This window comes from Planktothricoides raciborskii GIHE-MW2 (genome assembly GCF_040564635.1).
Taxonomy (GTDB): domain Bacteria; phylum Cyanobacteriota; class Cyanobacteriia; order Cyanobacteriales; family Laspinemataceae; genus Planktothricoides; species Planktothricoides raciborskii.
Genome location: NZ_CP159837.1, coordinates 6,077,704 through 6,103,476 on the forward strand (window position 1 = coordinate 6,077,704; position 25,773 = coordinate 6,103,476).

The 25,773-nt window shown below is 42.3% G+C and carries 25 protein-coding genes; 10 read left to right on the top strand and 15 right to left on the bottom strand.

The features are described from left to right. Positions 1-364: 364 nt before the first annotated feature. Positions 365-3,847 (top strand): DNA methyltransferase, encoded by a 3,483-nt coding sequence (locus ABWT76_RS25930; RefSeq protein ID WP_354635184.1) that lies wholly within the window; start codon positions 365-367, stop codon positions 3,845-3,847. A 191-nt stretch (positions 3,848-4,038) separates the two neighbouring features. Further along, positions 4,039-4,695, top strand: coding sequence for a hypothetical protein (locus tag ABWT76_RS25935; RefSeq protein ID WP_190877191.1), 657 nt, complete (start codon positions 4,039-4,041; stop codon positions 4,693-4,695). A gap of 10 nt (positions 4,696-4,705) precedes the next feature. On the opposite strand, the gene ABWT76_RS25940 is transcribed toward ABWT76_RS25935, so the two are convergent. Continuing rightward, positions 4,706-5,659, bottom strand: a complete 954-nt coding sequence (locus ABWT76_RS25940) for a lysylphosphatidylglycerol synthase domain-containing protein (RefSeq protein ID WP_242049688.1) — start codon at positions 5,657-5,659, stop codon at positions 4,706-4,708. A 213-nt stretch (positions 5,660-5,872) separates the two neighbouring features. On the opposite strand from ABWT76_RS25940, the gene ABWT76_RS25945 reads away from it, so the two are divergent. The 3 genes from ABWT76_RS25945 to ABWT76_RS25955 all read left to right on the top strand — a co-directional run bounded on the left by ABWT76_RS25945 (position 5,873) and on the right by ABWT76_RS25955 (position 8,234). Continuing rightward, complete coding sequence (locus ABWT76_RS25945) at positions 5,873-6,538, top strand: bifunctional 4-hydroxy-2-oxoglutarate aldolase/2-dehydro-3-deoxy-phosphogluconate aldolase (RefSeq protein ID WP_354636442.1); 666 nt, start codon at positions 5,873-5,875, stop codon at positions 6,536-6,538. Between the two features lie 58 nt (positions 6,539-6,596). Then, positions 6,597-7,136: a L,D-transpeptidase gene (locus tag ABWT76_RS25950; protein ID WP_354635185.1), complete on the top strand. Its 540-nt coding sequence runs from the start codon at positions 6,597-6,599 to the stop codon at positions 7,134-7,136. Positions 7,137-7,259: 123 nt separating this feature from the next. Continuing rightward, positions 7,260-8,234 (top strand): UPF0104 family protein, encoded by a 975-nt coding sequence (locus ABWT76_RS25955; RefSeq protein WP_354635186.1) that lies wholly within the window; start codon positions 7,260-7,262, stop codon positions 8,232-8,234. Positions 8,235-8,257: 23 nt separating this feature from the next. Here the strand turns inward: ABWT76_RS25955 and ABWT76_RS25960 are convergent, their stop codons facing one another. The 4 genes from ABWT76_RS25960 to ABWT76_RS25975 form a co-directional block, all read right to left on the bottom strand. Beyond that, positions 8,258-8,758, bottom strand: a complete 501-nt coding sequence (locus ABWT76_RS25960) for a family 10 glycosylhydrolase (protein WP_054470323.1) — start codon at positions 8,756-8,758, stop codon at positions 8,258-8,260. A 358-nt stretch (positions 8,759-9,116) separates the two neighbouring features. Next, positions 9,117-10,964, bottom strand: coding sequence for an AAA family ATPase (locus tag ABWT76_RS25965; RefSeq protein ID WP_054470322.1), 1,848 nt, complete (start codon positions 10,962-10,964; stop codon positions 9,117-9,119). A gap of 83 nt (positions 10,965-11,047) precedes the next feature. Further along, a complete protein-coding gene (locus ABWT76_RS25970) occupies positions 11,048-12,949 on the bottom strand; it encodes an ArsA family ATPase (RefSeq protein WP_190880898.1) in 1,902 nt (633 codons plus the stop codon). A gap of 12 nt (positions 12,950-12,961) precedes the next feature. Beyond that, entirely contained in the window at positions 12,962-13,645 is a 684-nt protein-coding gene (locus tag ABWT76_RS25975; protein ID WP_354635187.1) for a GvpL/GvpF family gas vesicle protein, read from the bottom strand. Between the two features lie 132 nt (positions 13,646-13,777). Here ABWT76_RS25975 and ABWT76_RS25980 point away from each other — a divergent pair, with 132 nt between their 5' ends. Then, complete coding sequence (locus tag ABWT76_RS25980; RefSeq protein WP_354635188.1) at positions 13,778-14,098, top strand: gas vesicle protein; 321 nt, start codon at positions 13,778-13,780, stop codon at positions 14,096-14,098. A 167-nt stretch (positions 14,099-14,265) separates the two neighbouring features. On the opposite strand, the gene ABWT76_RS25985 is transcribed toward ABWT76_RS25980, so the two are convergent. The 7 genes from ABWT76_RS25985 to gvpA all read right to left on the bottom strand — a co-directional run bounded on the left by ABWT76_RS25985 (position 14,266) and on the right by gvpA (position 18,687). After that, positions 14,266-14,526, bottom strand: a complete 261-nt coding sequence (locus ABWT76_RS25985; RefSeq protein ID WP_054470461.1) for a gas vesicle protein GvpG — start codon at positions 14,524-14,526, stop codon at positions 14,266-14,268. A gap of 14 nt (positions 14,527-14,540) precedes the next feature. Next, a complete protein-coding gene (locus ABWT76_RS25990) occupies positions 14,541-15,275 on the bottom strand; it encodes a GvpL/GvpF family gas vesicle protein (protein ID WP_054470463.1) in 735 nt (244 codons plus the stop codon). 15 nt (positions 15,276-15,290) lie between these two features. Continuing rightward, positions 15,291-15,764 carry a gas vesicle protein K gene (locus ABWT76_RS25995; protein ID WP_054470466.1) on the bottom strand — a complete coding sequence of 158 codons (474 nt, stop codon included), beginning with the start codon at positions 15,762-15,764 and terminating at the stop codon, positions 15,291-15,293. A gap of 109 nt (positions 15,765-15,873) precedes the next feature. Beyond that, positions 15,874-16,305 carry a gas vesicle protein gene (locus ABWT76_RS26000; protein WP_054470505.1) on the bottom strand — a complete coding sequence of 144 codons (432 nt, stop codon included), beginning with the start codon at positions 16,303-16,305 and terminating at the stop codon, positions 15,874-15,876. Between the two features lie 8 nt (positions 16,306-16,313). Continuing rightward, positions 16,314-17,459: a gas vesicle protein GvpN gene (gene gvpN / locus ABWT76_RS26005; RefSeq protein WP_354635189.1), complete on the bottom strand. Its 1,146-nt coding sequence runs from the start codon at positions 17,457-17,459 to the stop codon at positions 16,314-16,316. A 397-nt stretch (positions 17,460-17,856) separates the two neighbouring features. After that, on the bottom strand, positions 17,857-18,243 hold the full coding sequence (gene gvpC / locus ABWT76_RS26010; protein ID WP_054470494.1) for a gas vesicle protein GvpC: 387 nt from the start codon (positions 18,241-18,243) through the stop codon (positions 17,857-17,859). Between the two features lie 228 nt (positions 18,244-18,471). Next, positions 18,472-18,687 (bottom strand): gas vesicle structural protein GvpA, encoded by a 216-nt coding sequence (gene gvpA, locus ABWT76_RS26015; protein WP_054470142.1) that lies wholly within the window; start codon positions 18,685-18,687, stop codon positions 18,472-18,474. 153 nt (positions 18,688-18,840) lie between these two features. On the opposite strand from gvpA, the gene ABWT76_RS26020 reads away from it, so the two are divergent. The 3 genes from ABWT76_RS26020 to ABWT76_RS26030 all read left to right on the top strand — a co-directional run bounded on the left by ABWT76_RS26020 (position 18,841) and on the right by ABWT76_RS26030 (position 20,542). Next, positions 18,841-19,464, top strand: a complete 624-nt coding sequence (locus ABWT76_RS26020) for a bifunctional 4-hydroxy-2-oxoglutarate aldolase/2-dehydro-3-deoxy-phosphogluconate aldolase (protein ID WP_354635190.1) — start codon at positions 18,841-18,843, stop codon at positions 19,462-19,464. 58 nt (positions 19,465-19,522) lie between these two features. Beyond that, positions 19,523-20,062: a L,D-transpeptidase gene (locus ABWT76_RS26025; RefSeq protein WP_354635185.1), complete on the top strand. Its 540-nt coding sequence runs from the start codon at positions 19,523-19,525 to the stop codon at positions 20,060-20,062. 291 nt (positions 20,063-20,353) lie between these two features. Next, entirely contained in the window at positions 20,354-20,542 is a 189-nt protein-coding gene (locus ABWT76_RS26030) for a hypothetical protein (RefSeq protein WP_354635191.1), read from the top strand. Between the two features lie 122 nt (positions 20,543-20,664). On the opposite strand, the gene ABWT76_RS26035 is transcribed toward ABWT76_RS26030, so the two are convergent. The 3 genes from ABWT76_RS26035 to trmB all read right to left on the bottom strand — a co-directional run bounded on the left by ABWT76_RS26035 (position 20,665) and on the right by trmB (position 24,849). Continuing rightward, a complete protein-coding gene (locus ABWT76_RS26035) occupies positions 20,665-22,647 on the bottom strand; it encodes a family 10 glycosylhydrolase (RefSeq protein WP_082349167.1) in 1,983 nt (660 codons plus the stop codon). 372 nt (positions 22,648-23,019) lie between these two features. Beyond that, positions 23,020-23,469, bottom strand: a complete 450-nt coding sequence (locus tag ABWT76_RS26040; protein WP_354635192.1) for a response regulator — start codon at positions 23,467-23,469, stop codon at positions 23,020-23,022. A gap of 744 nt (positions 23,470-24,213) precedes the next feature. Continuing rightward, positions 24,214-24,849 (bottom strand): tRNA (guanosine(46)-N7)-methyltransferase TrmB, encoded by a 636-nt coding sequence (trmB, locus tag ABWT76_RS26045; protein ID WP_054470045.1) that lies wholly within the window; start codon positions 24,847-24,849, stop codon positions 24,214-24,216. A 170-nt stretch (positions 24,850-25,019) separates the two neighbouring features. Between trmB and ABWT76_RS26050 the strand changes: the two genes are divergently transcribed. After that, a complete protein-coding gene (locus tag ABWT76_RS26050; RefSeq protein ID WP_156332104.1) occupies positions 25,020-25,175 on the top strand; it encodes a hypothetical protein in 156 nt (51 codons plus the stop codon). The last annotated feature ends 598 nt before the right edge of the window (positions 25,176-25,773 follow it).

Consider the following 25,773-nt stretch of genomic DNA (forward strand, 5'->3'; position numbering starts at 1 on the left):
TTAGCAGATTTATCATAAAAAGAAATCTCGCAATTGCACCAAGGTGGGATGATTCAGCTTGGCTAAAATCCTCCCTTTGCGGATAAATCGCTTTAACCAACGACAGAAATTATGGCCGATCGCTCTCAAAAAATCTGCGATCGCGAATTGTGGCTATGGCAAAACCTGTCAGCCTTAAATTCAGTATGAAGAGGAGTGGAGAAATTGCCTTGGTCAAGTCATTTCGGAATTGGCTTCGGCAACAAATCTAAAGATTGGCTGATAAATCTGATGCTGATGATTTGAGCGATCGCTATATGGTAAACTATAGAGTTATGATCCGAAATAGCAGATCACCCCAGCAAAAGATAACTGACCGATTAATATGAACGAAGCAGATAAACAACGAGTCCAAGCTTTTTTAAATAAGTGGCAAGGGTCAGAAGGGAACGAACGCGCCAATTATCAAAGTTTTTTTGGTGATTTATGTGTTGCCTTGGGTGTGGCAGGGCCACCCCCCAAGGGCAGCGTTTCTGGCGATCCTTATTGTTTTGATAAAGATATTAAGTTTTATAGCGAGAAAGGAGAATCAACCCGGTTTGCTGACTTCTATAAACAAGGTCATTTTTTAATTGAGGCAAAACAGGGCAGCAAAGAATCAACCAAAGGCCACGGCAAGCGGGGCACGAAAGCTTATCAAGATGCGATGCAAAAGGCATTTTATCAGGCTAAGTCTTATGCGAATAATCGGATGCTGGGAGAGTTGCCCCCATTTTTGATTACTTGCGATATTGGTTCTCACTTTGAAATTTGGCAAGGGTTCAGTGGAGAATATGGCAGTTATGGGGCAAGACAACAGGTAAATTTGGCTGACCTGATCCAGCCAGAAGTTTTTGACCGTTTTGTGAAAATTTTTACCGACCCCCAAGAGTTGAACCCAGAGAAATATCGGGCAAGGGTGACGCGGGAAGTGGCGGCAGAATTGGCCAAATTATCGAGATGGTTAGAGGAACAAGGACACGAACCCCAAGAAACGGCAAATTTCCTGATGCGCTGTATTTTTACTATGTTTGCGGAGGACGTGAAATTGCTGCCTGGGGAAGTGTTTACTAAGGCATTGCGCGATCGCTGGATTTCTAGTCCCAAACATTTTAAACCGGAAATTGAATCCCTCTGGCAAACCATGAATATTGGGGGCAAGTTTGGGTTTGAGAAGATTTTGCGGTTTAACGGGAGCTTTTTTCAGGATGCCACGGCGTTTGCGTTGCCCAAAGACCAGCTTGAGGTGTTGTATGCAGCAGCAGCAAAAGATTGGAGTCAGGTAGAACCAGCGATTTTTGGCACGTTGTTAGAGCGGGCTTTGGAGAAAAAAGAGCGCAGCCGTTTAGGTGCCCATTATACCCCCCGATCCTATGTAGAGCGGTTGGTGCGTCCGGTGGTGATGGAACCGTTGCGCCAAGAATGGGATGAAATTGAGTTAGAGGTGAAGCGGCTACTGGAACCAGAACCGGGGAAAGAAGAACCGACTAAAAATCAGCGGAATAAAGCAGAAAAAGAGATTCGGGGATTTTTGGCTAAGTTACGCACGATTAAAATTCTCGATCCGGCTTGTGGAACGGGTAATTTTTTATATGTCACTTTTGATTTAATGAAATCTCTAGAAGATGAGGTTTTTCAGCGTCTAGAAGATGTGACAAATCAAAGTCGCGATCAGTTAATGTTGGATATTCAACAAGTGCAGATTAATCCATCACAGTTTTTGGGCATTGAGATTAATCCCAGGGCAGCAGCGATCGCTGAATTAGTAATTTGGATTGGTTATTTACAGTGGCAGTTCCGACAACGGAAAGATACGGGATTTTTGGAGCCAGTTTTACAAGCATTTGGGAATATTGAATGCCGGGATGCGGTGTTGGCTTATGACGGCAAAAAGGAAGATATTGACCCGAAAACCGGAAAGGTGAGAACGCGCTGGGGTGGCAAGATGATGACGCATCCCGTGACCGGGGAAGAAGTGCCCGATCCCACGGATCAAATTCCCATTTATCGTTATATTAATCCTCGTCCTGCCGAATGGCCAGAGGCGGATTATGTGGTGTCAAATCCGCCTTTTGTGGGCGATAAAAGAATGAAAAATACTTTGGGCGATGACTATGTTAAGTCGTTGAGGCAAGCTCATCACACCGTCCCAGGAACCTGTGATTTAGTCATGTTTTGGTGGAATCAAGCAGGTGAGCTATTAAGTAAGAGCAAAATCAAAGCATTTGGATTGATTACCACAAATACAATTACCCAAGTATTTAACAGAAAAATCATAGAGAAGTATCTTGAAAAAATATCACTTAGTTTTGCCATTCCCGATCATCCGTGGGTTGACGGTTCAGATGTTGCCGCTGTTAGAATAGCAATGACTGTGGCGGTGCCCGGACAATCTAAAGGAGTGCTATGCCAGGTTGTCAGTGAATATGAAACGGAAGAAGGCTACAGCGTTCCGGTACTGAGTACGCTAAAAGGAATTATCCGCTCTAACTTAAGCATTGGTGCAGATATATTGGGAACACATCCTCTTTTATCTAACTTAGAGATGGGATACAAAGGAGTAACTGTTTTAGGTGAAGGCTTCTTTTTATCCGAGAAAGAATTTACCGAACTATTGCAAAAAGAAAACAAGGCCATACAAGTTATCAAAATTCTCTATAAAGGGAAAGATATTACTAACTATCCTAGAAATCTCAGAGTTATCGATCTTTACGACTTGTCAGAGGAACAAGTTCGATCGAGTTATCCAAATATTTACCAATGGATTAAAGAGCGCGTATTTGCAGTGAGAGCAGTTCAAAAGAGAAAATCTTATAGAGATTATTGGTGGATTTTTGCTGAACCCAGACCACAAATGCGTGTTGCTCTTAAAGGAATTGATAGATATATTGCCACCGTAGAGACAGCTAAACATAGAGTTTTTGTATTCTTAAGAACATCAGAAGTATTGCCCGATGTTAAACTCGTGCTTTTTGCATCTAATGACGCTTATCTCTTAGGAGTGTTATCGAGCAAAGTTCATATTACTTGGGCATTGCCGACTGGTGGGACTTTAGAAGACCGCCCTGTTTACTCAAAAACTCGTTGCTTCGATCCCTTCCCCTTCCCAGACCCAACTCCAGAACAAAAACAGAAAATCCGAGAATTGGGCGAAAGACTCGACGCACACCGCAAACAAGTCCAAGCCAACCATCCCGACATTACTATTACAGGAATGTACAACTTGCTGGAAAAACTTCGCGCTGGGGAACCCTTCACCGACCAAGACCGGGAATATAACAGTAAAGCCCTAGTTTCTACCCTGAAACAAATTCACGACGACCTCGATCGCGCCGTCTTTGCGGCTTACGGTTGGGATGATTTAATTCCCCTCTGGGAACAAAGCCAAAACCACAACCCCAAAGAAGAACTGGAAAACCAAATCCTCGATCGCCTGGTTGCCCTCAACGCGGAACGGGCAGAAGAAGAACGCAACGGCTTGATCCGTTGGCTGCGTCCCGAATACCAAGCCCCCGAAGCACAAGCCCACCAAACCACCCTGGAAGGAGTCACCCCGGAAGCCGAAACCGTGGTGGAACCCGTGGAACAACAAAAATGGCCGACCAAACCCAAAGAACAACTCGCCGCCATTCGCGATCTTTTGCGTACCAATTCCCACGAATGGACCGTTAACCAAATTGCCGCCCAATTCACCGGACGCAATACTCAGAAAAAACTCGATGCCATTACCGAAAACCTGGAACGTTTAGAATGGTTTGGCATGATTATTTCCCACACCAAAAACGGCATCACTTCCTGGCAATATACCGAATTACCACAAGCTGGTTAAGCCACCATAATTTCTCAAGTGCCGCGATCGCTTCTCCGGTTAAACTTAACCCGGTGGCGATGCCTATCCTCGGTTGTGGTATCAGTTAGCGCAATGCAGGAATTTTTAGATTTAAGTAAGTCCATTGGAGAAATTGCTCTGATTAAATCATTTCGAGATGGGATTCGGAAGCCAATTTAGAAGTAGCTTATGTGCTGGTCGATCGCGCTTGGGAAAAAGAACACGGCATCAAACGTCAGGTTAATATAGATGAATCATTAGTGATTGAATCCTTCCAGGGTTACAGAGACAGATCCATACTTTTTTTTACCACTTCAGACACAGAGATCCACAGAGTAATTATTCCTTCAAACCACCTTAAAGTGCATGAAAAAGGGTGGCTTTTAAGCGATATTATCTCCTCTCTGTGGTTCTCTGTGACTCTGTGGTTTATTGATGGTTTTTTTACCACTTCAGACACAGAGATCCACAGAGTAATTATTCCTTCAAACCACCTTAAAGTGCATGAAAAAGGGTGGCTTTTAAGCGATATTATCTCCTCTCTGTGGTTCTCTGTGACTCTGTGGTTTATTGATTGTTTTTTTACCACTTCAGACACAGAGATACATAGAATAATTATTCCTAAAAGAAAAAGCGGAAGCATTAAATTCTGTATCTTCCATAAGCTTGGTTATACCTTATTAAGATGTTATTTCCGCCCCACGCGGGTGTACTTCCTGCGGGAATCCAAATCTAGCTACCCGTGCAGGATGTGTGGAATGAACCCTCACCCCCAACCGACGCCTGCCCCCTCGCGGGGGGCGGCCCAAAAGGGGAGAGGGGAGCTAAAGAGTTCACAAATCATTTAAGATAGCTATATTAATCAAATTTTTGGGAAAATTTGTTGAAGATTAAGAGCGCGATCGCCACAATTAAGGGAACAAAATAGTAAATCCCTCGATAAGCTAAAAGTGCGCCCAGCAAGTCAGCAGAGGCGATCGATGGAGACAGCGAAAGTAACAAGACTGTTTCAACGACACCTAATCCTCCCGGAACATTACTAATAATCCCGGAAATTTGAGCTAACAGGTAAATACCAAAAAACCCCGGATAGGACAATAAAGTGGGTTTTGGCAGTAGCAAATAAAGCACTCCTGCTGCGAGTCCCCAATCAATCGAGGTGACAACAATTTGGGTTAGAGAAATTTGCCAGGAAAGATGAGGAATCGTCCATTTGCCAATCCGAATTGATTGCCGATGACTTAATAGGTTCCAGAAGAAATAAATCAAGACGATCGCCAAAAAAATTGCCCCGATGGGATGGACTGATTCAAAGGGCAAATGCAGCAAAGATGGAACCGCCAGGGGTTCAAGCAGAAATAAAACACCGCCTACGGCAAACAGTCCAATCCAGAAACTGAGATTACAAAAGGCAATAATCTTAGCAATTTCTGTGGCGGAAAGTCCCCAACGAGAATAAAAGTGATAACGAATGGCGCTGCCACTTAAGAGTGCGAAGCCAATGCTATTACTGACGGCATAACTAATGAACCCTGCCAAAATCGTCTTCTGGGGTGGCAGTGAACAGCGAATGTAGCGCATCGCCAGTAAGTCATATCCTGCCAAGATAATATAGTTAATCATCATTAGGGCGATCGCCAGGATTAAATATTGATCGGGAATTCTATTGAGACTTTGGATCACCTCACTGGGAGGATACTTTTTCAACTCCTGGCTGATTGTCCAAATCGCCAAGCCAAACAGCACAAATCCCACTATGGCAGAAATAACTTGAGAAACGGGGAATGGTGTCGAGGTACGAGTTTTCATCATCCAGGTTTAAACAGCACTTACGCCGAGGATCTATTTATTCTATTTTGTCGGGGCAATTCCTCAAGGCGATGCTTGCCCCGATTTGACTTCGGGAATCTATCTATTATATGATGATGACAATTTTGCCGGGACTTTGTTGGGGCAATTCGTCAAGGCGATGGTTGCCCCAGAGAACCTACGGATATCAAAGAGAAAAGAGAAATGATCCAGGCAATGATCTCGGAGAATTGGTTAAATAAATTGCGGCAACATCGAGCGATCGCCGTGATTCGGGCAGCAACTCTAGAACTCGGTCGGCATCAGGCGCAGGCTGTAGCCGAAGGCGGTTTGCGGATCATTGAAATTACCTGGAATACCGACGGCGCCGCTGAGTTAATTCAGCAATTACGCGGGGAATTGCCCCACTGTATGATTGGCACTGGCACCATTTTAGACCAAACCGCCCTATTTGAGGCGATCGCCGCCGGGGCAGAATTTGCCTTTTCTCCCCATATCAATGTCCCTTTAATTCAAGCCGCTGTTGCTGCCGGAATTCCCATCATTCCTGGCGCCCTCACCCCCACAGAAATTGTCACCGCGTGGCAAGCGGGGGCTACCTGTGTGAAAATCTTTCCCTGTCAAGCGGTGGGTTATGCCGCCTACATCAAAGGATTACAAGGCCCCTTGGGACAAATTCCCATGATTCCCACGGGCGGCGTCACCATTGACAATGCCCGGGAATTTATCCAAGCCGGGGCGATCGCCGTTGGGTTAGCGGGGGACTTATTTCCTTCATCTTTAATTGCCGCCAAAGATTGGTCGGCGATCGGCCAACGTAGTCAAACCTTAGTCGCCAGTCTTCGGTCTGTGAGCAATTCATCATCAAATGAGATTCGCTAAACTGGAAACAATAGAACTTTAAGTTCAGACAATTCTATTATCGAGCGGGTATCTTAAGATGAAACGCACAATTTTTGCTAAAAATTATAAAAATTCTAATAATTTGCCTCAGAATTTATGGGGGCGAGCGGCAATTTTACTAGCCGCTGCACTGCTGGGCATATCTGCTTGGACAGGCGGGGCTATTGCTGAGAGCGAATATCACAACACCATTGCCAGAAACATTCTCAATTTACAACAATCCCAAAAACGCTGGATTGAAATTGATTTAACCACCCAAAGATTAATCGCTTGGGAAGGAGCAAACCCTGTCTACGCGGTGATTATTTCTACGGGAAAAGATGGCACTCCCACGCCCACAGGCACCTTTGCCATTCAATCCAAACATGAAACCGCCCGAATGCAAGGAGAAGGTTACGATGTTCCTGATGTGCCATTCACCATGTATTACTATGGCGGTTATGCCATTCATGGGGCTTATTGGCATAATAACTTTGGCACCCCCGTCAGTCATGGTTGCACCAATGTAGCGGTCAATCATGCGGAATGGTTATTCAATTGGGCTGATATTGGTACACCTGTAGTTGTTCATTATTAATCGCCCCGGAAAATATTTCACCTGACCTAAAAAAACTAGGACACAGAGAGAGTAAATCTCTGGGTTTTTCCGGGAATTATTTTATCAATATGTTTGATTTTTATAAGATTATTAATATCGCCAATGCTCGGAAAAATTAAGATTTTCTCAAAATATGTTCGTTGGTTGATTTTCGGAGCCGGATTATTTTTTTTAATAATTACTTTTAAGCAACACGCTTTAGAAGTGGGTTCTCTGAAAATTACAGCCCTAGGTTGGGTTGATTTAGGATTATCTTTAATCGTCACATTATTGGCACATATTTGGTCAGGGTGGGTCTGGACTTGGATTTTGCGGGAATTTAATCAACCTGTCCCCGTGTTTTGGGCATTGCGAATCTATTTAACCACCAATATGGCCAAGTATATTCCGGGAAATGTCTGGCATTTTTATGGCCGCATTTTGACAATTAATCAAATCGGAGTTCCCGGAAATGTGGCCACCGTCAGCGTCTTATTAGAACCGCTGTTAATGGCTGCCGCCGCTTTAATCATGGCCTTACTGGGGAGTTTTGCCCCTTTACAAAATACCTCCGCCCACGGATTAGAAATTGGTGCCTATAAATTTTCTCAGACAGTGATACAAATTGGCAAAATATTGGGGTTAACTGGGGTACTTCTAGGCGTTCATCCGGTGATTTTAAATCCTTTGGTGAAATTTCTGGGTAAGGGGAAATTGAAAAATCAACGGAAAAAGCATCATCCAGCCCCAAAATTCACCAGAAAAATTACCGCAGAATCTGATAAAGATTCCCTAAATTCTCTGCGGTTAGAACCGGGACAACTCCAACGCTATCCCTTAGTTCCTTTAATCGGCGAACTGGGTTTTCTGTGGCTGCGAGGTAGTGGTTTTTTATTGGCAATGTTGGCCATGCTTCAACCCCTCGATTCATTCAATTTATCCACCCTGATTTCATCAGGATTTTTAGTATTGAGTGCTTTTAGTTTTGCCTGGTTACTCGGTTTAGTGCTTCCCGGCGCCCCGGGGGGAATTGGCATTTTTGAAGCTACGGCGATCGCCTTATTGCAAAATAATTTCCCCCCAGGCATTTTGCAATAAGGCGATCGCCTTTTATCGGCTGATTAGTTTGGCCGCCGAAGCCATTGGCGGGGCAAGCGCCTGGTTGATAGAAAAATATCCCAGAGATTAAAATTTTTTTCCCGACTATGGCGAATAATTTCCGCTAAAACATCGCGATCGCGCAACCCTGGATCTGGATCAATTTTACTGCCAACCACATTGTCAGCCCCTTGACTCGGATACAGAGTATAACCCCAATTCCAAACCGTCGGATCAACCGTATTAAAATTCAAATCCGCCAGACGAGCGATCGCCGCTGCCACATTTTCCGAAGCAAATAATACCTCACTATCAATATTAGTCAACCACACCCCACGAATTTCCCCATTTGTGATTGCCTGACTGGGACTTCTTGTCGGCGGCTGATTCTGTGAAGTTGGCGGATTATTTCCTACCGGAGTTTCGGTCTGATTACTTCCTGAATTTGGCGGATTATTCGCTACTGGAGTTTGGGGATTACCCGTTGCCAAGGGAATCAAGCCCGTTGGATATCCCAAATTCAAGCGTGCTTCCCGATCAGTTGAATATAAAACTCAGCGTGGTCAGTAAGTAATTGTACTTTGGATTTGGTTTCTTAGCTGTTTTATAAATAAATTTTTCTACTGCGGCACAAAAACTTTTCGCCTTCTATAGCTGTTGCCAGTTTCCCAAGACTATGTAACGTAAGACTTTACAGTAGGCAAAATATTCTTTAACCGTCGCTAGTAGGTGTCGTTTAACCTCGTCATCTGCTTGAAGAAGCCATTTGTTTCTGCGTACAATGGTTTTGATCATTTGAGATTCTCCCCCTTGCTAAAGCAAGGGGGAGAATCTCAAATCCTGTTATAGGTACTTCAGGGGTGAAGAGTACGTCAAAAAACATCAAGTTGCACGCTGTTCAACTAACCCTTGATAAGCATGATTAAAATCATCCGTTGTAATCCGAATCTCAGCCGGGTCAGTCATTCCCTGATGTCGATAACGACGAATTGCCACCAGTGCGGCTTGGTTACATAATAATGCTAAATCTGCCCCATTCCAGCCTTCCGTTGCTTCGGCCCAATAGCCTAAATCCACATCCTGTAAAGGACGTTCATCGTTATGGACTTGTAAAATCGCTAAACGACTTGAAGCATTCGGTAAATCCACTTTTAACTGTAAATCCAAGCGTCCAGCCCGGAGTAAAGCTGGGTCTAACGCATCTGGGCGGTTAGTGGCTCCAATCACTAAAATCGTTGCCCCCGTTTGCAACCCATCTAACTCCGTTAAGATTTGTCCCACAACCCGGTCACTCACCCCAGAATCCCCACTGTAACGGCCTCTTGCAGGAGCTAAGGTATCAATTTCATCAATAAACACCACACAAGGGGCGGCTTGACGAGCTTTGGCAAATAACTCCCGTACCGCTTGTTCACTGGCTCCCACCCATTTACTCAACAGTTCCGGGCCATTAATACTAATAAAATTGGCTCGCGCCTGAGATGCAACGGCTTTCGCCAATAAGGTTTTTCCCGTTCCCGGAGGCCCCCAAAGCAAAATGCCTTTGGGTGCTTGGGCTTTAGTTTGCAAATATAATTGAGGATGGAGTAATGCCCCTTCCACAGACTCCTGTAGGGTTTGTTTAATTTGTTCCAGTCCGCCAATATTATCCCAAGCCACATGGGGAGATTCCACTTCCACAGACCGTAACACGGCGGGTTTAACTTCTTTAAGGGCTTGCAAAAAGTCGGCTTGGATGACCGTCATGACTTCTGGAATTTGGGCATCCAGGGTGGGAACCTGACGGCGCAACGCACTATAGGCGGCTTTCTGACAAACGGCTTTTAAATCAGCCCCCACAAATCCCACCGCGTTATCTGCAATTAATTCTAAGGAAACTGATTTATCTAAAGGCATCGAACGGGTGAGAATTTGCAGGATTTCTAAACGTCCATTGCGGTCAGGAACCCGAAAGAGGACTTCTCGGTCAAACCGTCCGGGGCGACGTAAGGCGGGGTCAAGATGGTCGGGGCGGTTCGTCGCAGCTAGAACAATCACCCCTTGAGTTTGGGCAAAACCATCCATTAAACTCAGCAATTGGGCAACCAGTCGTTTTTCCACTTCCCCTTCAACTTTGCTGCGGTCGGGAGCCATGCTGTCAATTTCGTCAATAAAAACAATACAAGGGGCATTTTTACTGGCTTTCTCAAAAATTCCCCGCAGTCGTTGCTCGGCTTCCCCATAATATTTGCTCATCACTTCTGGCCCGACTAACGCAATATAGTTAACGCCGAGTTCTTCAGCCAGGGCGCGGGCGGTTAAGGTTTTACCTGTTCCTGGTGGGCCGACTAAGAGAACGCCGCGAGTGGGTTCAAGCCCTAATTTTGCTAACAAGTCCGGGCGTTTTAGAGGAATGGCAATCAGTTCTTTGAGTTCTTTTAGAACTTCTGTCAATCCACCAACATCTTTAAGGGAAGCGGTCGTTGGTTCTTCTGGCGGTGTCATAGAGTCTTCAAATCCTGAATCTGAGGGAGAAGATGAGCGATTACGATTAACCTCAAAATCACCCCCACCAGAATTGCTCGGACGGGAAATGCCCCCTGGACGGGGAATCCCACCAGCACGGGGAATACTACTCAAGGGACGAGAACTAAACTGCACTTCAGTTTTAATTTCTCCTTTTTCAAGTTTTTCTTCTAAGGTTTTAGCCAGTTCGACTAATTGCTCAAAACCTTTGAATAACTCTGTCATAAAATTTCTCCTGAATCAATTGAAGGATAGGGACTGGGGGATGGATGGGGTTGAGGAGTCTAACGTTTAAGACTAAGATACCTTTAAAACAACAGATCTGCCGCGCCTTTTACCCGTGCTAGAGGTTCTACTGACCGAGGTAAACTGGGTAAGCGGATCAGAGTTTGATCTGGGAATAAATCCCGATCAATTTCCTCATCAGCGTGATAACGGTTCTGCACGACATAACGCTGATAGACTCCCATTTTTTTCAAAGAGGCTGTTAATCGAAGTTGTTCGGCAATAATGGCATCTTGGGCTTGCAGAACCCCAATAAATTCGGTATGTTGGGGGTCTTTTAATTTTTTCTGGGCTTGCATCACTTGCTGCCTTAAGGTTCGCAATCGTCCCATTAAATCTAAACGCCCTAATACATTTTGATACTTCATCCACAGCTTAAAAATCCAAGTTAACCAATCCCCTAAAGCCGTTGGCATTTCTAAAAATCGCAGGAGATGACCTGTAGGTGCCGTATCTAAAATAATCAAATCTTGTTGTTTTTGGTCTAATAAATCCATCACCGTTACTAACGATAACATTTCATCAATTCCCGGTAAGGATTGAGCCACAATTTGTCGCCAAGCTTCAGGAGTATAAGCCAGTTTTATGCCTCCGTCTTCTTTGCCTTCGCCACTAATCATTTCTGCCAGTTCCCACAAATAATCATCCCGAAATTTTTCTAAAACGATATCTGCATCAACTTCTTGACCACTTAAGTTTCCTATTAAAGGACTCGGTTGATGTCCTAATTTCTCTCCAAAAGCGTCTCCTAAAGAATGGGCTGGATCAATAGAAATAATTCTAATGTTTTGGTCGGGATGACGATTCGCTAACGCCCAACCAATGGCAGCGGCAACGGTTGTTTTTCCGACACCTCCCTTGCCACCAATGATAATGAGTTGGCGTTTGTCGTCGATAAAATCACTAAAACTAGGAATAATTTTTTGCGGCCATTGAATGGGGGGTGGGGGAATAAATTCTACGGTTTCGAGGGTTTGAATTTGACTTATGATGCGATCTAATGCTTCACCTCCCAGGGGTTCTGTTGATTGTTGGGGAAGGGTAAAAATTGTGTCTTGACCTGGAATTTTCAGAAATTTATCGAGGATTTGCTGTTGCTCACTATAGCGATCTAAATTTTGATTGGGATTAGTTAAAATGCGATTAATAAATAAGTTGCCGCAGGGAATATTTAAGTGATGCAAGCTATTGAGTAATCGTTCGGTTTCTAATAAACTCATCGGTTCAGCAATTGCCACAACTAAACAAAGGGTGAAATCGCTATCTTGCAGGAGTTGTTTGCCTTCAGTTAACTCGGATTTCATTTTGACTAAGAAGTCATCCACATCATCGGCATTGTAGGTTTTTGAGAAGGTTTTGGAAATAACGCGATGTTTTTCTTGAAATAATTCTAAAGAATTTAAAATAATCTCTAAAAAGTCTTTAATTCCTAATAGATTTAAGGTATGACCGGAGGGAGCCATATCAACGACAATTCGATCTACAATATTTTCGTTGAGTAATCGTTGAATTTCTAATAGACCCATAATTTCATCTAAACCAGGCCAGTCTAAATCCCAAACAGGGGTTAAATCTTCCCCTTCAACAAAACTGCCTCGTTCTACTAAGAGTTCTAAAAATTTTCCGTATTTTGCTTTAAATTCTAAGAGTAATTTTCCTGCATCTAATGCCCTAACTTGTAAATTAGGTAAGTCGTCTAAGGGTAATGCTATATCGCTGACTTCTGTTTGTAATACATCCCCTAAAGAATGGGCAGGATCAGTTGAGATTAATAGGATGTGTTCATCGGGAAATAATTTAGCCCAACGGCGGGCAAATCCACAGGAAAGGGTAGTTTTTCCCACTCCTCCTTTGCCACTAAACATAACTAAATGTCGGGTGTCATAACGACTAAGAAAGTTGTTTACCAAGTTAAGGTTAGTCATAGAGAAATTAAGTTAAGTAAAGTGATAGGGTGGAGAAACTTGCCCTAATTGTAATTCCCACCTGGGGCAAGCTTTTTGCCAATGCAAGACTTGCTCGATTAGTAAAGGTTCTTCTTGAAAATTGACTAAAAGATAAATTCGTGATTCAGTCCCCGGAGAAGGAATAATAATCGTTGATGGATAGCTTTGGGTAACTAAATGAACGAAATTTTGCCATTCTGAACCTTGCAGAATATAAAAGTCTTGTTGGGCTTCATAGTGCTGTTTTTTAGCTAAAAAATATTGTCTTCCCCGGCTCTCAGAAGAGAGTACAGGCTCCTCTAGCTTACGCGGAATACATTTTAAAAGATATTCCCCTTTTCCCTCAAGTTGTTCAATTTTTTCTTGATATTCTTGGGCATTAGAACTAAGATGGTTCAGTAAATTGTCTGCCTCTAAAAAAGATGTGCCAAAACGTAAGGGTAAAATAGTCGTTTGCTGAAATAATTCGCAGATGACGCGATCGTGACATAAAACGGCTTGAATCAAGCATTCATCATCATTTTGTAAAGTGTCTAAACAAACTTCGGGTTCGACTACGGCTGAGAGGTCTCCACCAGTTATCAGTAACACTGGGTTAGCAATTCCCACCGGCAATGTTAAGCTCTCTATTGGGGGTTTTAAAAAAGCGTAAGTATATAAATTATACAATTTCATAGGGCTTACCAAAGGAAAATTTTAAATTTTTTACAAATCTTTGTATTGGGGCGTTGAATTGATGTTTTAGTCTTTTCAAGACTATAACACCAAATTCTCAGCTATAATATTATAAACTATTCAGGAATTGTTATGACAACCACTCGTGTACCCAGCCCAATTAAACCTAAAATTAGCACTATGCCTCGGAAGCAATCTGAAGCATCTCAGCAACTTGAGCTTTATAAGTTAATTACTGAAAAACAACGCATCCAAAAAGAATTAAAATTTATGGAGCAGCGCATTCAGCAATTAAAAAATCGTCTAACGGTTCTGGATCATCAAATTGAGAGTACAGAACAGAATATTCAAGATTTGCGTGAAGTCAATCCTAGTTTACCTAAAGGGATGCATTCCTCTAAAACTGTTGCTCAATCCTCTAATAATTTTCAAGCCTTTTACCTAGAATATTAAAGCTTAATCAAGGGCGGGTTTTGAGGAAGCCTCGAATTCTTGAGGTGGTAAAACCCGCCTTTACTAAGAAAAGTCATGCTAGAAAAAATCTTAGCTAGTATCAATTTTGAATTTGAAAACGCATAGGATAATAAATCCAACAACCCCTTTGATTTTTTCTAATCATTTTAGAGAGAATATTCAGACTGGTTTTCTACAGCTTCTTCTTCTAAGGCTTGAATTTTTAATAACAGTTCTTCTTCCTTAATTTCAAACTCTTCCTCAGAAATATCGCCCAGATCATAAGCCAGTTGCAAGGCTAATAAAAGTTTGTGTAAATTTTCTGTGTCATCATATTCCGTATTTGCACGCTCTTGAATTTTCTCCCCGATCCACATCAAACCACCAATCGGTCCAGTAACCGGAAAGCATAAAATATCAAGAAACATAATTGATTTTCTCCTTACATGAGTTGGGCAAAGGTATAGGGTGCGGTTAAATTGTTATAGCGAATTCGCAAGCGCTCGCCAAACTCTTGATCGATCGCTTCAACTTTCTGGCTAAATTCAGGCTCTTGATCCCAAGGAATTAAATAAGCTGCATTATAAATCATGTCATCGGTCATCGGCTCGCTTTCGACCATCTCTTGAGCACAATGACTTAATTGCTCTCTAAAGACTTGAATAATATCTTGTTTCCGTTGAAATAAAGTGCCTTCTATGAGTTGACCTATATGGATAATTTCTTCCATTGTTAAGTTTTTCCCCATCATCGCATCCCGTTGTTGCTTTAACTCAGGATTAGACTCCAAAGCCCTTTGTAATTCTGACTGGCTATCCCAAAAAATCTTAATGCTAACTTCTCGTTTGCCTGACAATTTAGCAAATAATTCTTTCAGTTGATTTTTATACGGGTTAATTAATTGTTCTGCCACCGTTTCCCAGGTTTTTACAACTAATCCAAACCGCAATGGAAGCAAAGTTCTAAATCCGGCTTCCATCACGCTTTCTAATACTTTTTCATGGCAAATTAAATACCGACGAGATGCCAAATATTTTTCTTTATGAGCAACGGAGTAGAGAAAACTAAAACCGTCAATCACCTCACAGTGAACGGGTTCATTATCAATCCCTGACAAAACTATTTTGTCAGGAATCTGATCAGCAAATATTCCATATAAATAAAGACCAACCGCCATAAGCATTCTCCAAAATTAAACGGGCTGAGAAGTTAAAACTAAACGCAGTTTTAGATGAATTAAATCAAGTTTTGCTAAACCTAAATCAACATTCCCTTCAACAACAACTCCTGTATTTAAAAGTCGATCAACCAATTCCAATACTGAAGGTTTGGTACTATCTTCTCCTGGGTAATAACTTCCTGGCTCTGGTAAAAGAGTACCAAATTCTCCTAGATTGATATTTAACTCTTTTGGATCAACTTCAAAAATTTCACACAAATGGAGAATTTGTTCTTGTAATTTTTGGATACTTTCTGCGGCTCTATCTAAATCAGACTCACTGATAATTCCGCCTTCCATCCGGCGAATGATTTGGGCTTCGAGCAATTGGCGTACCAATTCCACGACAGTTAACAGTAAAGGTGCTAAACCGGCTTTGCTATTACTTTCTGGACGGGTCAGCAAAGCCTCATTAGCAGAATCATAAGGTGTGCAAACAAGTGTCATGATCGCAGTTACGCAGTTAGTGAATCAGTTTTTGACGGCGAATCTCAAGTGTGGAAGCCAACTTGATATTTTATCTAAGGTGAAATGACGTAATCCCCCCTCTAATCTGTTAGGATTCAAGCTGGGAATTTTCTAGCGTTTCGGAATGTGCTTCATCGTTCGGACTGAGATCATGGCTTTCTACGGCGCTCGATTGGGTTAAGGATTTTAAGGCTTGAAGTTCCGCTTCTAAGGTTTGGAGTCGGTTTGAAAGTTCTTGATTTTCTGCTAATAAAGCTTGGGATTGGCTATGGAGATAGGGGTCTCCTTCCCACCAATTAATTCCCATCTCCCGTGCTTTATCAACAGAGGCAATTAACAGACGAATGCGGATATGCAGAAGTTCCGTAGAGGCGATCGAAACAGAAATATCGCCTGCAATCACAATTCCTTTATCTAAAACTCGTTCAAGGATATCCGCTAAACTCGAACCTTGAGTTGCCGTTGTCAGGGTGTTATTTGAGTGGGTTTTGAGCGGGTTGGCAAAAGTGGAGGAATTCACGGTTGGTTTCACTCAAAAAGAATATAAAACTGGTCTTGTTGTTTCAGCAAGTTCTTTTGCAGTAAAGAACGAATAGCTTTTTCTGCTTGATTTTGCTTGAGGTTTAAAGTTTTGTAAATTTCATGAAAGCTGGCTTTGTGGGTTTGCTCCAAATAATGATAAATTTTCTGTTCATGTTCCTTTAAAGTATCCGGAGGTAACGCACTGGCATCTGGACGCTCCGTTTCCTCTACAACGGGTAAGGATTCTGTCGGATTGTCGTTGAGAATTTCCCATAAAATGGTTGTCGATTTATCAATGGATAAATTCGTGCGCGATAAGAGAACATCTGCACAAATATCGCGGAAATCTGCGTGGTCTGGGGTAGCCACAATATCGTGTTCAGCGCAGACTTTGGCAATCATTAAACAAGAGCGCAAACCTGACGTTTTTTCCGCCGCAGTTTTTAGACGGAAGGTTTTGACGAGTTTGACAATAAATAAGGCATCTTCTCGACGAATTCCTGTTTTTTGGGCGATAATTTCAGTCTGAGTCAGTTCATCCGGTTCAGGCATATTAATTGTCACCAACCGATCCATTAAGGCGTCTTGGGTAGCATGAACCCCACAATATTCTTCCGGGTTGGAGGTAAAAATTGCCCGAAATTGAGAATGGACTTGCAGGTACTCGGGTTGATTACTACTCGGTGGCAGGGTCAGGATTTTTTCTTCTAAGGCAGAGAGTAAAACGTTGTTAACTTCGGGTCGAGAACGGTTAAATTCATCATAAACTAAGGTAAATCCTTCTCGACAGGCCATCGTCAATCGAGAATCCACCCAGTTGTGTTTGAGTTCGTCCTCAACTTTGAGAACGCTGTGGATATAGTTATCCATCAGTTTTTTGTGGGTATAACCAGACTGACTGCCAATTAAATCGGAACTGGTAAAGTCATCATCTCCGAAAATCAGCATTACAGGTCTGGCTAAACAATTGGCCAGGTGCATCGCCAGTGTGGTTTTCCCCGTTCCGGCAGGACCCCGCAGATGAATGGAAAAACCAGAGTGCAGGTAACGTAATGCCCGGACTGTAATTTGATGAATCGAAGGCGTAACGACAAATTGACCAGGGCGAACGCGGAGGACGGATCTTCTTGGTTGAGGTTCAGCAACTGTCATGGTTGAAATCTAGTAAACGTCAATAAATCTGAGAAGTTTGGTGAATAAATTTGACAAACTGCCAAAAAGTGTGCTAGTGTTAATACGTAGATATATAGTTACCTAACCTAACCTACAATTCTTGCAAATCTGTCGGCGGCAAGACTAACCGTTATTGCCTGCTAAGGGTAACAGGTAACTAGCCTTTTCAGGAATCCCGGCTCCGCCAGAACAAGAATTATACTTTTTAAAAGTTGAGTTCAGTCTTTCAAAAAAAAAGTAGGCTAGGATTAGTCATGTGTATGTACGACCTAAAACTCATTGTTGTATTTTAATAATAACCCTCTAGTTTAGCTAGGAAAAGCAACTAGAGGGTTTTTACTCTAGGCTTGAGTCGGGTTAGAATTAACCTGGAGAATTATTTTCCAAAAATATAGATAGACAACTCTTGGCGAAATTTACGCAAATCTTCTTTTTGCTGTTTCGCTTGAGCTAAACGTTGTTTTTGGGTAGCTGTTAAAAACAGACGGTTTTCTTGTTGCAATTTTTGGTGAAATTGGCGCAGGAAATTCGCTTGTTTTTTCGCTTGAGATAGGCGTTCTTTTTGGGTAGCTGTTAAGAACACGCGGTTTTCTTGTTGCAATTTTTGGTAAAATTCGCGCAAAAAAATCGCTTGCTCCTCAGCTTGCAGTTGCCTTTTAGTTTTGGCATCCGACAGAAAAGCTTGGGTCTCTTGGCAGAGTTCAGCTACTTGTTCAGCAATTGACAAACGCTCCTGTCGGAATTTTTCCATGAGAGCAGGCATGGGTTTTCCTCAATAACACTAGATCATGGATTAACCCCAATCACCAGTCGAAACATTACATTTACCGTGACTGGGGGTTAGACAGTAGAAATAGCTGCTTTTCTTTTTCCCCCGCGAGAGGAATTTTTCCCATTCCCAAAGTCAGGCAATTAAAGAAAAGCAGATACTGATTGAAAAGGTGAAGATTCTTCAGTCGCAAGACTGAAGAATCTATGATTATGTAAGTTCTTAGGCAGGAACCGCAGCCGATTGAGTCAGACCAACGGCTTCAGCATATTTCAGGTAGGTTTCAACAGAAGCGATCACGACTCGGGCTTCAACAGCCAATAATTCAATTCCGACCAAAGAGACGCGAGCCCAAGCATCAATAACGATCCCTTTGTCAAGAATCCGGTCAATAACTTCAGCCAAGCTAGAAGAGGAGTTAGTTTTTTCAACAGCCATGGTAATACACCTTTTTGTTTGTTTGTCTCATTGTTGATGCTGATTTCATGGAGGAGCTAGAAATGTATTAGTTTTTTTCTGGCTGCCTTCATTGTTTCAGCTTCCAAACAATAGCACCCGTTGTTCGATGTGTCAATACCTGATGCCTGTTTTTTGTTAAGAAATTGTAACAAGTGGGGGATAGAACTCGGTCGGCATCAGGCGCAGGCTGTAGCCGAAGGCGGTTTGCGGATCATTGAAATTACCTGGAATACCGACGGCGCCGCTGAGTTAATTCAGCAATTACGCGGGGAATTGCCCCACTGTATGATTGGCACTGGCACCATTTTAGACCAAACCGCCCTATTTGAGGCGATCGCCGCCGGGGCAGAATTTGCCTTTTCTCCCCATATCAATGTCCCTTTAATTCAAGCCGCTGTTGCCGCCGGAATTCCCATCATTCCTGGCGCCCTCACCCCCACAGAAATTGTCACCGCGTGGCAAGCGGGGGCTACCTGTGTGAAAATCTTTCCCTGTCAAGCGGTGGGTTATGCCGCCTACATCAAAGGATTACAAGGCCCCTTGGGACAAATTCCCATGATTCCCACGGGCGGCGTCACCATTGACAATGCCCGGGAATTTATCCAAGCCGGGGCGATCGCCGTTGGGTTAGCGGGGGACTTATTTCCTTCATCTTTAATTGCCGCCAAAGATTGGTCGGCGATCGGCCAACGTAGTCAAACCTTAGTCGCCAGTCTTCGGTCTGTGAGCAATTCATCATCAAATGAGATTCGCTAGACTGGAAACAATAGAACTTTAAGTTCAGACAATTCTATTATCGAGCGGGTATCTTAAGATGAAACGCACAATTTTTGCTAAAAATTATAAAAATTCTAATAATTTGCCTCAGAATTTATGGGGGCGAGCGGCAATTTTACTAGCCGCTGCACTGCTGGGCATATCTGCTTGGACAGGCGGGGCTATTGCTGAGAGCGAATATCACAACACCATTGCCAGAAACATTCTCAATTTACAACAATCCCAAAAACGCTGGATTGAAATTGATTTAACCACCCAAAGATTAATCGCTTGGGAAGGAGCAAACCCTGTCTACGCGGTGATTATTTCTACGGGAAAAGATGGCACTCCCACGCCCACAGGCACCTTTGCCATTCAATCCAAACATGAAACCGCCCGAATGCAAGGAGAAGGTTACGATGTTCCTGATGTGCCATTCACCATGTATTACTATGGCGGTTATGCCATTCATGGGGCTTATTGGCATAATAACTTTGGCACCCCCGTCAGTCATGGTTGCACCAATGTAGCGGTCAATCATGCGGAATGGTTATTCAATTGGGCTGATATTGGTACACCTGTAGTTGTTCATTATTAATCGCCCCAAAAAATATTTCACCTGACCTAAAAAACTAGGACACAGAGAGAGTAAATCTCTGGGTTTTTCCGAAAATTATTTTATCAATATGTTTGATTTTTATAAGATTATTAATATCGCCAATGCTCGGAAAAGTTAAGATTTTCTCAAAGTTCGTTATCTGATAAAGATTCCCTAAATTCTCTGCGGTTAGAACCGGGACAACTCCAACGCTATCCCTTATTTTCTTTAATCGGCGAACTGGGTTTTCTGTGGCTGCGAGGTAGTGGTTTTTTATTGGCAATGTTGGCCATGCTTCAACCCCTCGATTCATTCAATTTATCCACCCTGATTTCATCAGGATTTTTAGTATTGAGTGCTTTTAGTTTTGCCTGGTTACTCGGTTTAGTGCTTCCCGGCGCCCCGGGGGGAATTGGCATTTTTGAAGCTACGGCGATCGCCTTATTGCAAAATAATTTCCCCCCAGGCATTTTGCAATAAGGCGATCGCCTTTTATCGGCTGATTAGTTTGGCCGCCTAAGCCATTGGCGGGGCAAGCGCCTGGTTGATAGAAAAATATCTCAGAGACTAATCAACGAGAAAGCGCGATCGCCACACCAACCTTAATTTTTTTGCGGTTCCCACCCTTGTAAAATGTCTGGTGCCTCTATTTTTTGCGGAAAAATATTCTGCAAAGATTCTGCTCTTTCATTAGCCGGTGCTGGTGCCCAATTCCAGATACTTTCATAGAAAAAGAAAGAAACTCCCGCATATCCTTGATTTCGCACAATATTTACTTGGTCAGCAATATCAGCCATCGAAATCGGTCGCCCTTTTAAACCGGATAAAATCCCAATGCCGACGGGGATATGTTTACGGGCTTTTTGAATCGACTCATCCTGGAGTTCCACCATAAACGCATTGCGATCGCTCCGATAGATTTGCACAATCAATTCCTCGATAAAGCCTTTTTGTTCCCAAGTTGACCAATCCGCCAAAAACTCTCGATAAGAAAAATTTTGCGGATTAGGAGATACCCCTACAATCACATCTTCTTTTTCAGCTTTAATGGCTCTAAATAACTTTTCCATAAACTCGGTAATTTTATCCGCTCGCCACCGCAACCATTGAGGATCTTTGGGGTCACTGGGGGGTTCTTTCCCATTATTTTCTTTTTTATAAATTGCTATGGTAAATTCATCGTACCCAAACTCAGAGGGTAGCCCAAAGTGATCGTCTAATTGAATCCCATCGATATCATAGTTACGCACAGCTTCCACGATTAAATCAATCAGAAATTGTTGCACTTCTGGATGAAAAGGATTCAGCCAAACTCGCGGATGGGCTCCTTCCATTTTCACCTGAGTGCCATCACTACGTTTGGTAATCCAATTAGGACGACGACGGGCTAATTCTGAATCTGCTGGAGCCATAAAACCAAACTCAAACCAAGGAATTACTCGTAAATTTTTTGCCCGACTATGGCGAATAATTTCTGCTAAAACATCGCGATCGCGCAACCCTGGATCTGGATCAATTTTACTGCCGACCACATTGTCAGCCACTTGACTCGGATACAGAGTATAACCCCAATTCCAAACCGTCGGATAAACCGTATTAAAATTCAAATCCGCCAGACGAGCGATCGCCGCTGCCACATTTTCCGAAGCAAATAATACCTCACTATCAATATTAGTCAACCACACCCCACGAATTTCCCCATTTGTGATTGCCTGACTGGGACTTCTTGTCGGCGGCTGATTCTGTGAAGTTGGCGGATTATTTCCTACCGGAGTTTCGGTCTGATTACTTCCTGCATTTGGCGGGTTATTCGCTACCGGAGTTTGGGGATTACCCGTTGCCAATGGTTTGTCAGCCCCAGTAATTTCTGAACTTAATCCATTTGCCCTAGCAATATATTGAATCGGAATTGGCGAATAAACCCCCATTAAACTTTGACAGAAAAAAGCCGCCACTTCTGCGCGAGTTGCCGGTTGATTGGGATTAAATTCCCGCACATTAGGATAATTCACCAAAAGCTGTCTTTCAATAGCAGCCGCGATCGCACTTCTAGCGTACTCTGGAATCCCTTGGGCATCATTCAAAGCTAAATCTAATTGATCGGGTGTTAACTGATTAGCAGAATAGTTTAATCCCGCCGTAATTGCTACCAAAACTTGCACCTTGGGAATCTTTTGATTAGGATTAAAAATTCGTCCCGAATATCCCGATAAAAAAGCTCTTTTATAAGCTTCCCGAATCGCATTTTCAGCCCAAAAATCCGTAGGAATATCAATAAATTGAATCGGTTCTCTAACGGATTCTCGGTTGGAAAAAGCCGTCATTAATAGACTGGCAAATTCAGCGCGAGTAACGGGGGCATTGGGACGAAAACTGCCGTCCGGGTATCCATTAATAATCCGTCTATTTTTTAATTCACTAATACAAGCCCTAGCCCAATGATCTTCAGTATCCGTAAACTGGGTTTGGGCGATCGCGGGGAACATTGACTGAGCAGTCAACCCGAACGCCAAGAATGAAGCCATACCTAAACGTCGCGAAAAAAACTCCAACATCATAGACACGATTAACAACAGTGATGACATTTTAGCCCGGGTTGATGCCGGCCTGTTAGCCAAAAAGTAAATTATTAATTATTATTTATTATCTATTAATTATTGATTATTGGTTATTGGTTGCCCCCCTTTGAAGTTGGGGGAATTGGGGGGTTATTGGTTATTGGTTGCTAGTTGCTGGTTGTTAGTTGTTATTGTTTATTGTTTATTGTTTATTTGTTATTGATAAGTAAGTTAGCAGACATAAATTCAACACCCTATGGGCTAAAAAGCTGTCCCGAATTCAGCGGTGGGGCATCCCAGGATTTTTGAGACAGCCGATGTTATGTTTCTTTTAGACTTACAATAATTGCTACAACAATTGTTGAGAAAAGGGTGAATTATGGCTATTTAAGTGGCTATTTAATTAATTTGAGTTGGCCAAATCGGTAATGTTACTAAATTAAACCAAAACCGATCTATCAACTTGAGCACATGGGCAAATTCATCTAAAAGAATTGGTTTTTTTAAATAACAATTAGCTCCTAGTTGATAAGCAATTAAAATATCTTTATCTGAAGAAGAATTTGTTAAAACCAAGACAGGGATATGTTTTAAATTATCATCATTTTTCAATTCTTTTAAAACTTCCCGACCATCTTTTTTTGGCATATTCAAATCCAGCAAAATCACGTCCGGTCGCACCGCATTGGCATATTCACCTTTTTGGAGCAGATAGGCCATCGCTTCGATGCCATCTTCTACCGTATTTAATTTCACAGAAATACTCTGATCCTGCAAAGTTTCGCGAGTCAGGTCGGCTTCCGCTTCGTCATCTTCCACTAATAATACTTCAACTAATCTGGTATTCATCGTTTGCCTCATCTATGGTTTTGATTATAGAAGTAAATTTTAGAGCCAATGGTGACTGATTGATTCACCTTAATGCTCCCAGACTCATTCATCCGCATAATTAATTTATTTGGATAAATTTATATCTAGCATATTTTTCATAATTTTTAATTAGTCAGCCATTGTATTTTTGGTATTTTTGTATTTTTTGTTTTTTTGTGAGCAAATACAGCCATATCATATATTATATATTTACCTAACCTAATATTTTTGACATTTTTGATATTTATTATGTTGATTATGTTGATCTTATTTTAATTAATCTTGTTGATAATTTGGTTGGGTGCTTCAAGCCAATGATTCATCATTATTATGCTTAAATGCTGAAATTATGCTGCTGATGAATTTTTTTAATGATCAATAATTAATTATTCGATCATTAAAAAAATTTAAGGGCATGAGTTATTTTAGGAATTAAGAATTTTCCGTTAGCCAATCTCAATCTTGTTATAACTAAAAATCGCAGATTTTCAGTAATCATGCTATCAAATGCTTTCACCCCTAACCGGTTAATAGATGGGGTTGTGGCAATAATAGGCTATGACGAATATTATGAGATGTTTTAATCATTAGGCGCTTTTGTCTCAAATATCGATAGGTTGTTATTAGGGATATGTTTTTTTCATCAGATTGTTGGTTGGGCAAATATTTGTTGATTTCGTGCAAAGGACAAAGAGGAAATAATGCTCAATCGCTTAAGCAAAATTAATTTTTTTTGACTAATAAGCAACGATAAACCGGAGCTTTATTTTTCAGGGTAGAAAGCTCTCTTTCCGTAGAAACCGGAAGAGGATTGTCTGGCAACCAGTCTGAATAATTCAGAGAAAAGCTGGGATGTGCTAAAAAGCGATCGCGCATTTCTCTGGCGACTTCTTCCACATCTGACTGTAAAAAAACTTCTCCTTCAGTGGTTAAATAATGCGCCAGAGTTTCCACTATATTCGGTTGTACCATTCGACGTTTTTGATGTCGTTTTTTAAACCAAGGATCGGGAAATTGAATCGAAACTCTTTGCAAGGTTTCCACAGGCAAAGATGCCAATAATCCGGGTAAAGATTGATTTACATTACAAAAAATATAATGTAGATTGTCTAAGCCCGCTCGATCTCGATTGGCGATCGCTTCATTAACCACGGCTTCACGAATTTCTAGCCCCAAATAATTCCACTCAGGGACTACTTGTGCCATCAAGAGCAAAAAACCTCCCCAAGCGCAGCCAATATCTAAATGGAGTGGTTTAGTCAAGTCAGAATAAACTTGAGGCCAATCTGGGGGTGTCACTGGCTTTTCATACGCTTGACTCAGTGGATTTACATGTTGGCGAACTCGTACCCGTACCAAATGTTTAGACCTCCTTTGTGTAAAGTGGTGGGATTTTTACAGAAATTTTCGCAGAAAAATAGCCTCGCCGAGCAAATCCCTGAAAACACTTGACAGTTTTTTTGGGATTTTTGAGGGCATTTCTGTCTGCTTTAATCGGATCAAGTTGGCATCAGCCGTTAAAGTTACCGATGACTAATCTATATTATTCAATATATCAAATTTTTTTAAAAATAGATCGGCAAAAAAACCCAGAATGTCATCTGGGTTCAACCCGTGGTCAAGCGATCGCGCCTCTCTACCGTTTCTTGGCGGTTAACCAGGGCAATAGTAAAGATATGGTGTAAAGTTATATTACAATATTACAAACAACCAAACAACCCAGGATTTCCCCAGGGGTTCCAAAAGCATTGTGGGCGATCGGCAACAGAATCAATCGGAAAAAGAGAGAGCGACGGCAACTTACAGCTTATTCAGGAAATACATCTAACAGGCAAGGTGATAGACTAGAGGCACACTGAATCCAGACCAGATTCAGTTATGAGCCGTTACTCCCTTGACCTCAGAAAAAAAAGTTGTTGCTGCTTAAAAATTGGGCTTTGGTTCAATTCGACAGCTTGCCGATCGGTTTATGATTAGCCTTCATCCGGTTCACAGTTATATCAAACGACATCGGGAAACTCAAGACTTAACGCTTAAAAATACTGGTTCAACTCGCCCCGGAAAACTTGAAGCGCATCAAGATGAAAATTGTTTTTATGGTGCAAGAACACCCGGATTTGACTCGGCGACAGTATTGCCAGCATCTATTACAAGAGTAAAATACTTATGCCAGTTTAGGGGGTATGTGTGAGTTTCTAAAAAAGAAGGGCTGACGCTGAAAAGATGAGACGGCTTTTTCGGTAGGCATGAGTCGGGAGATACCCCGGAGTGAAAAAAACAAAA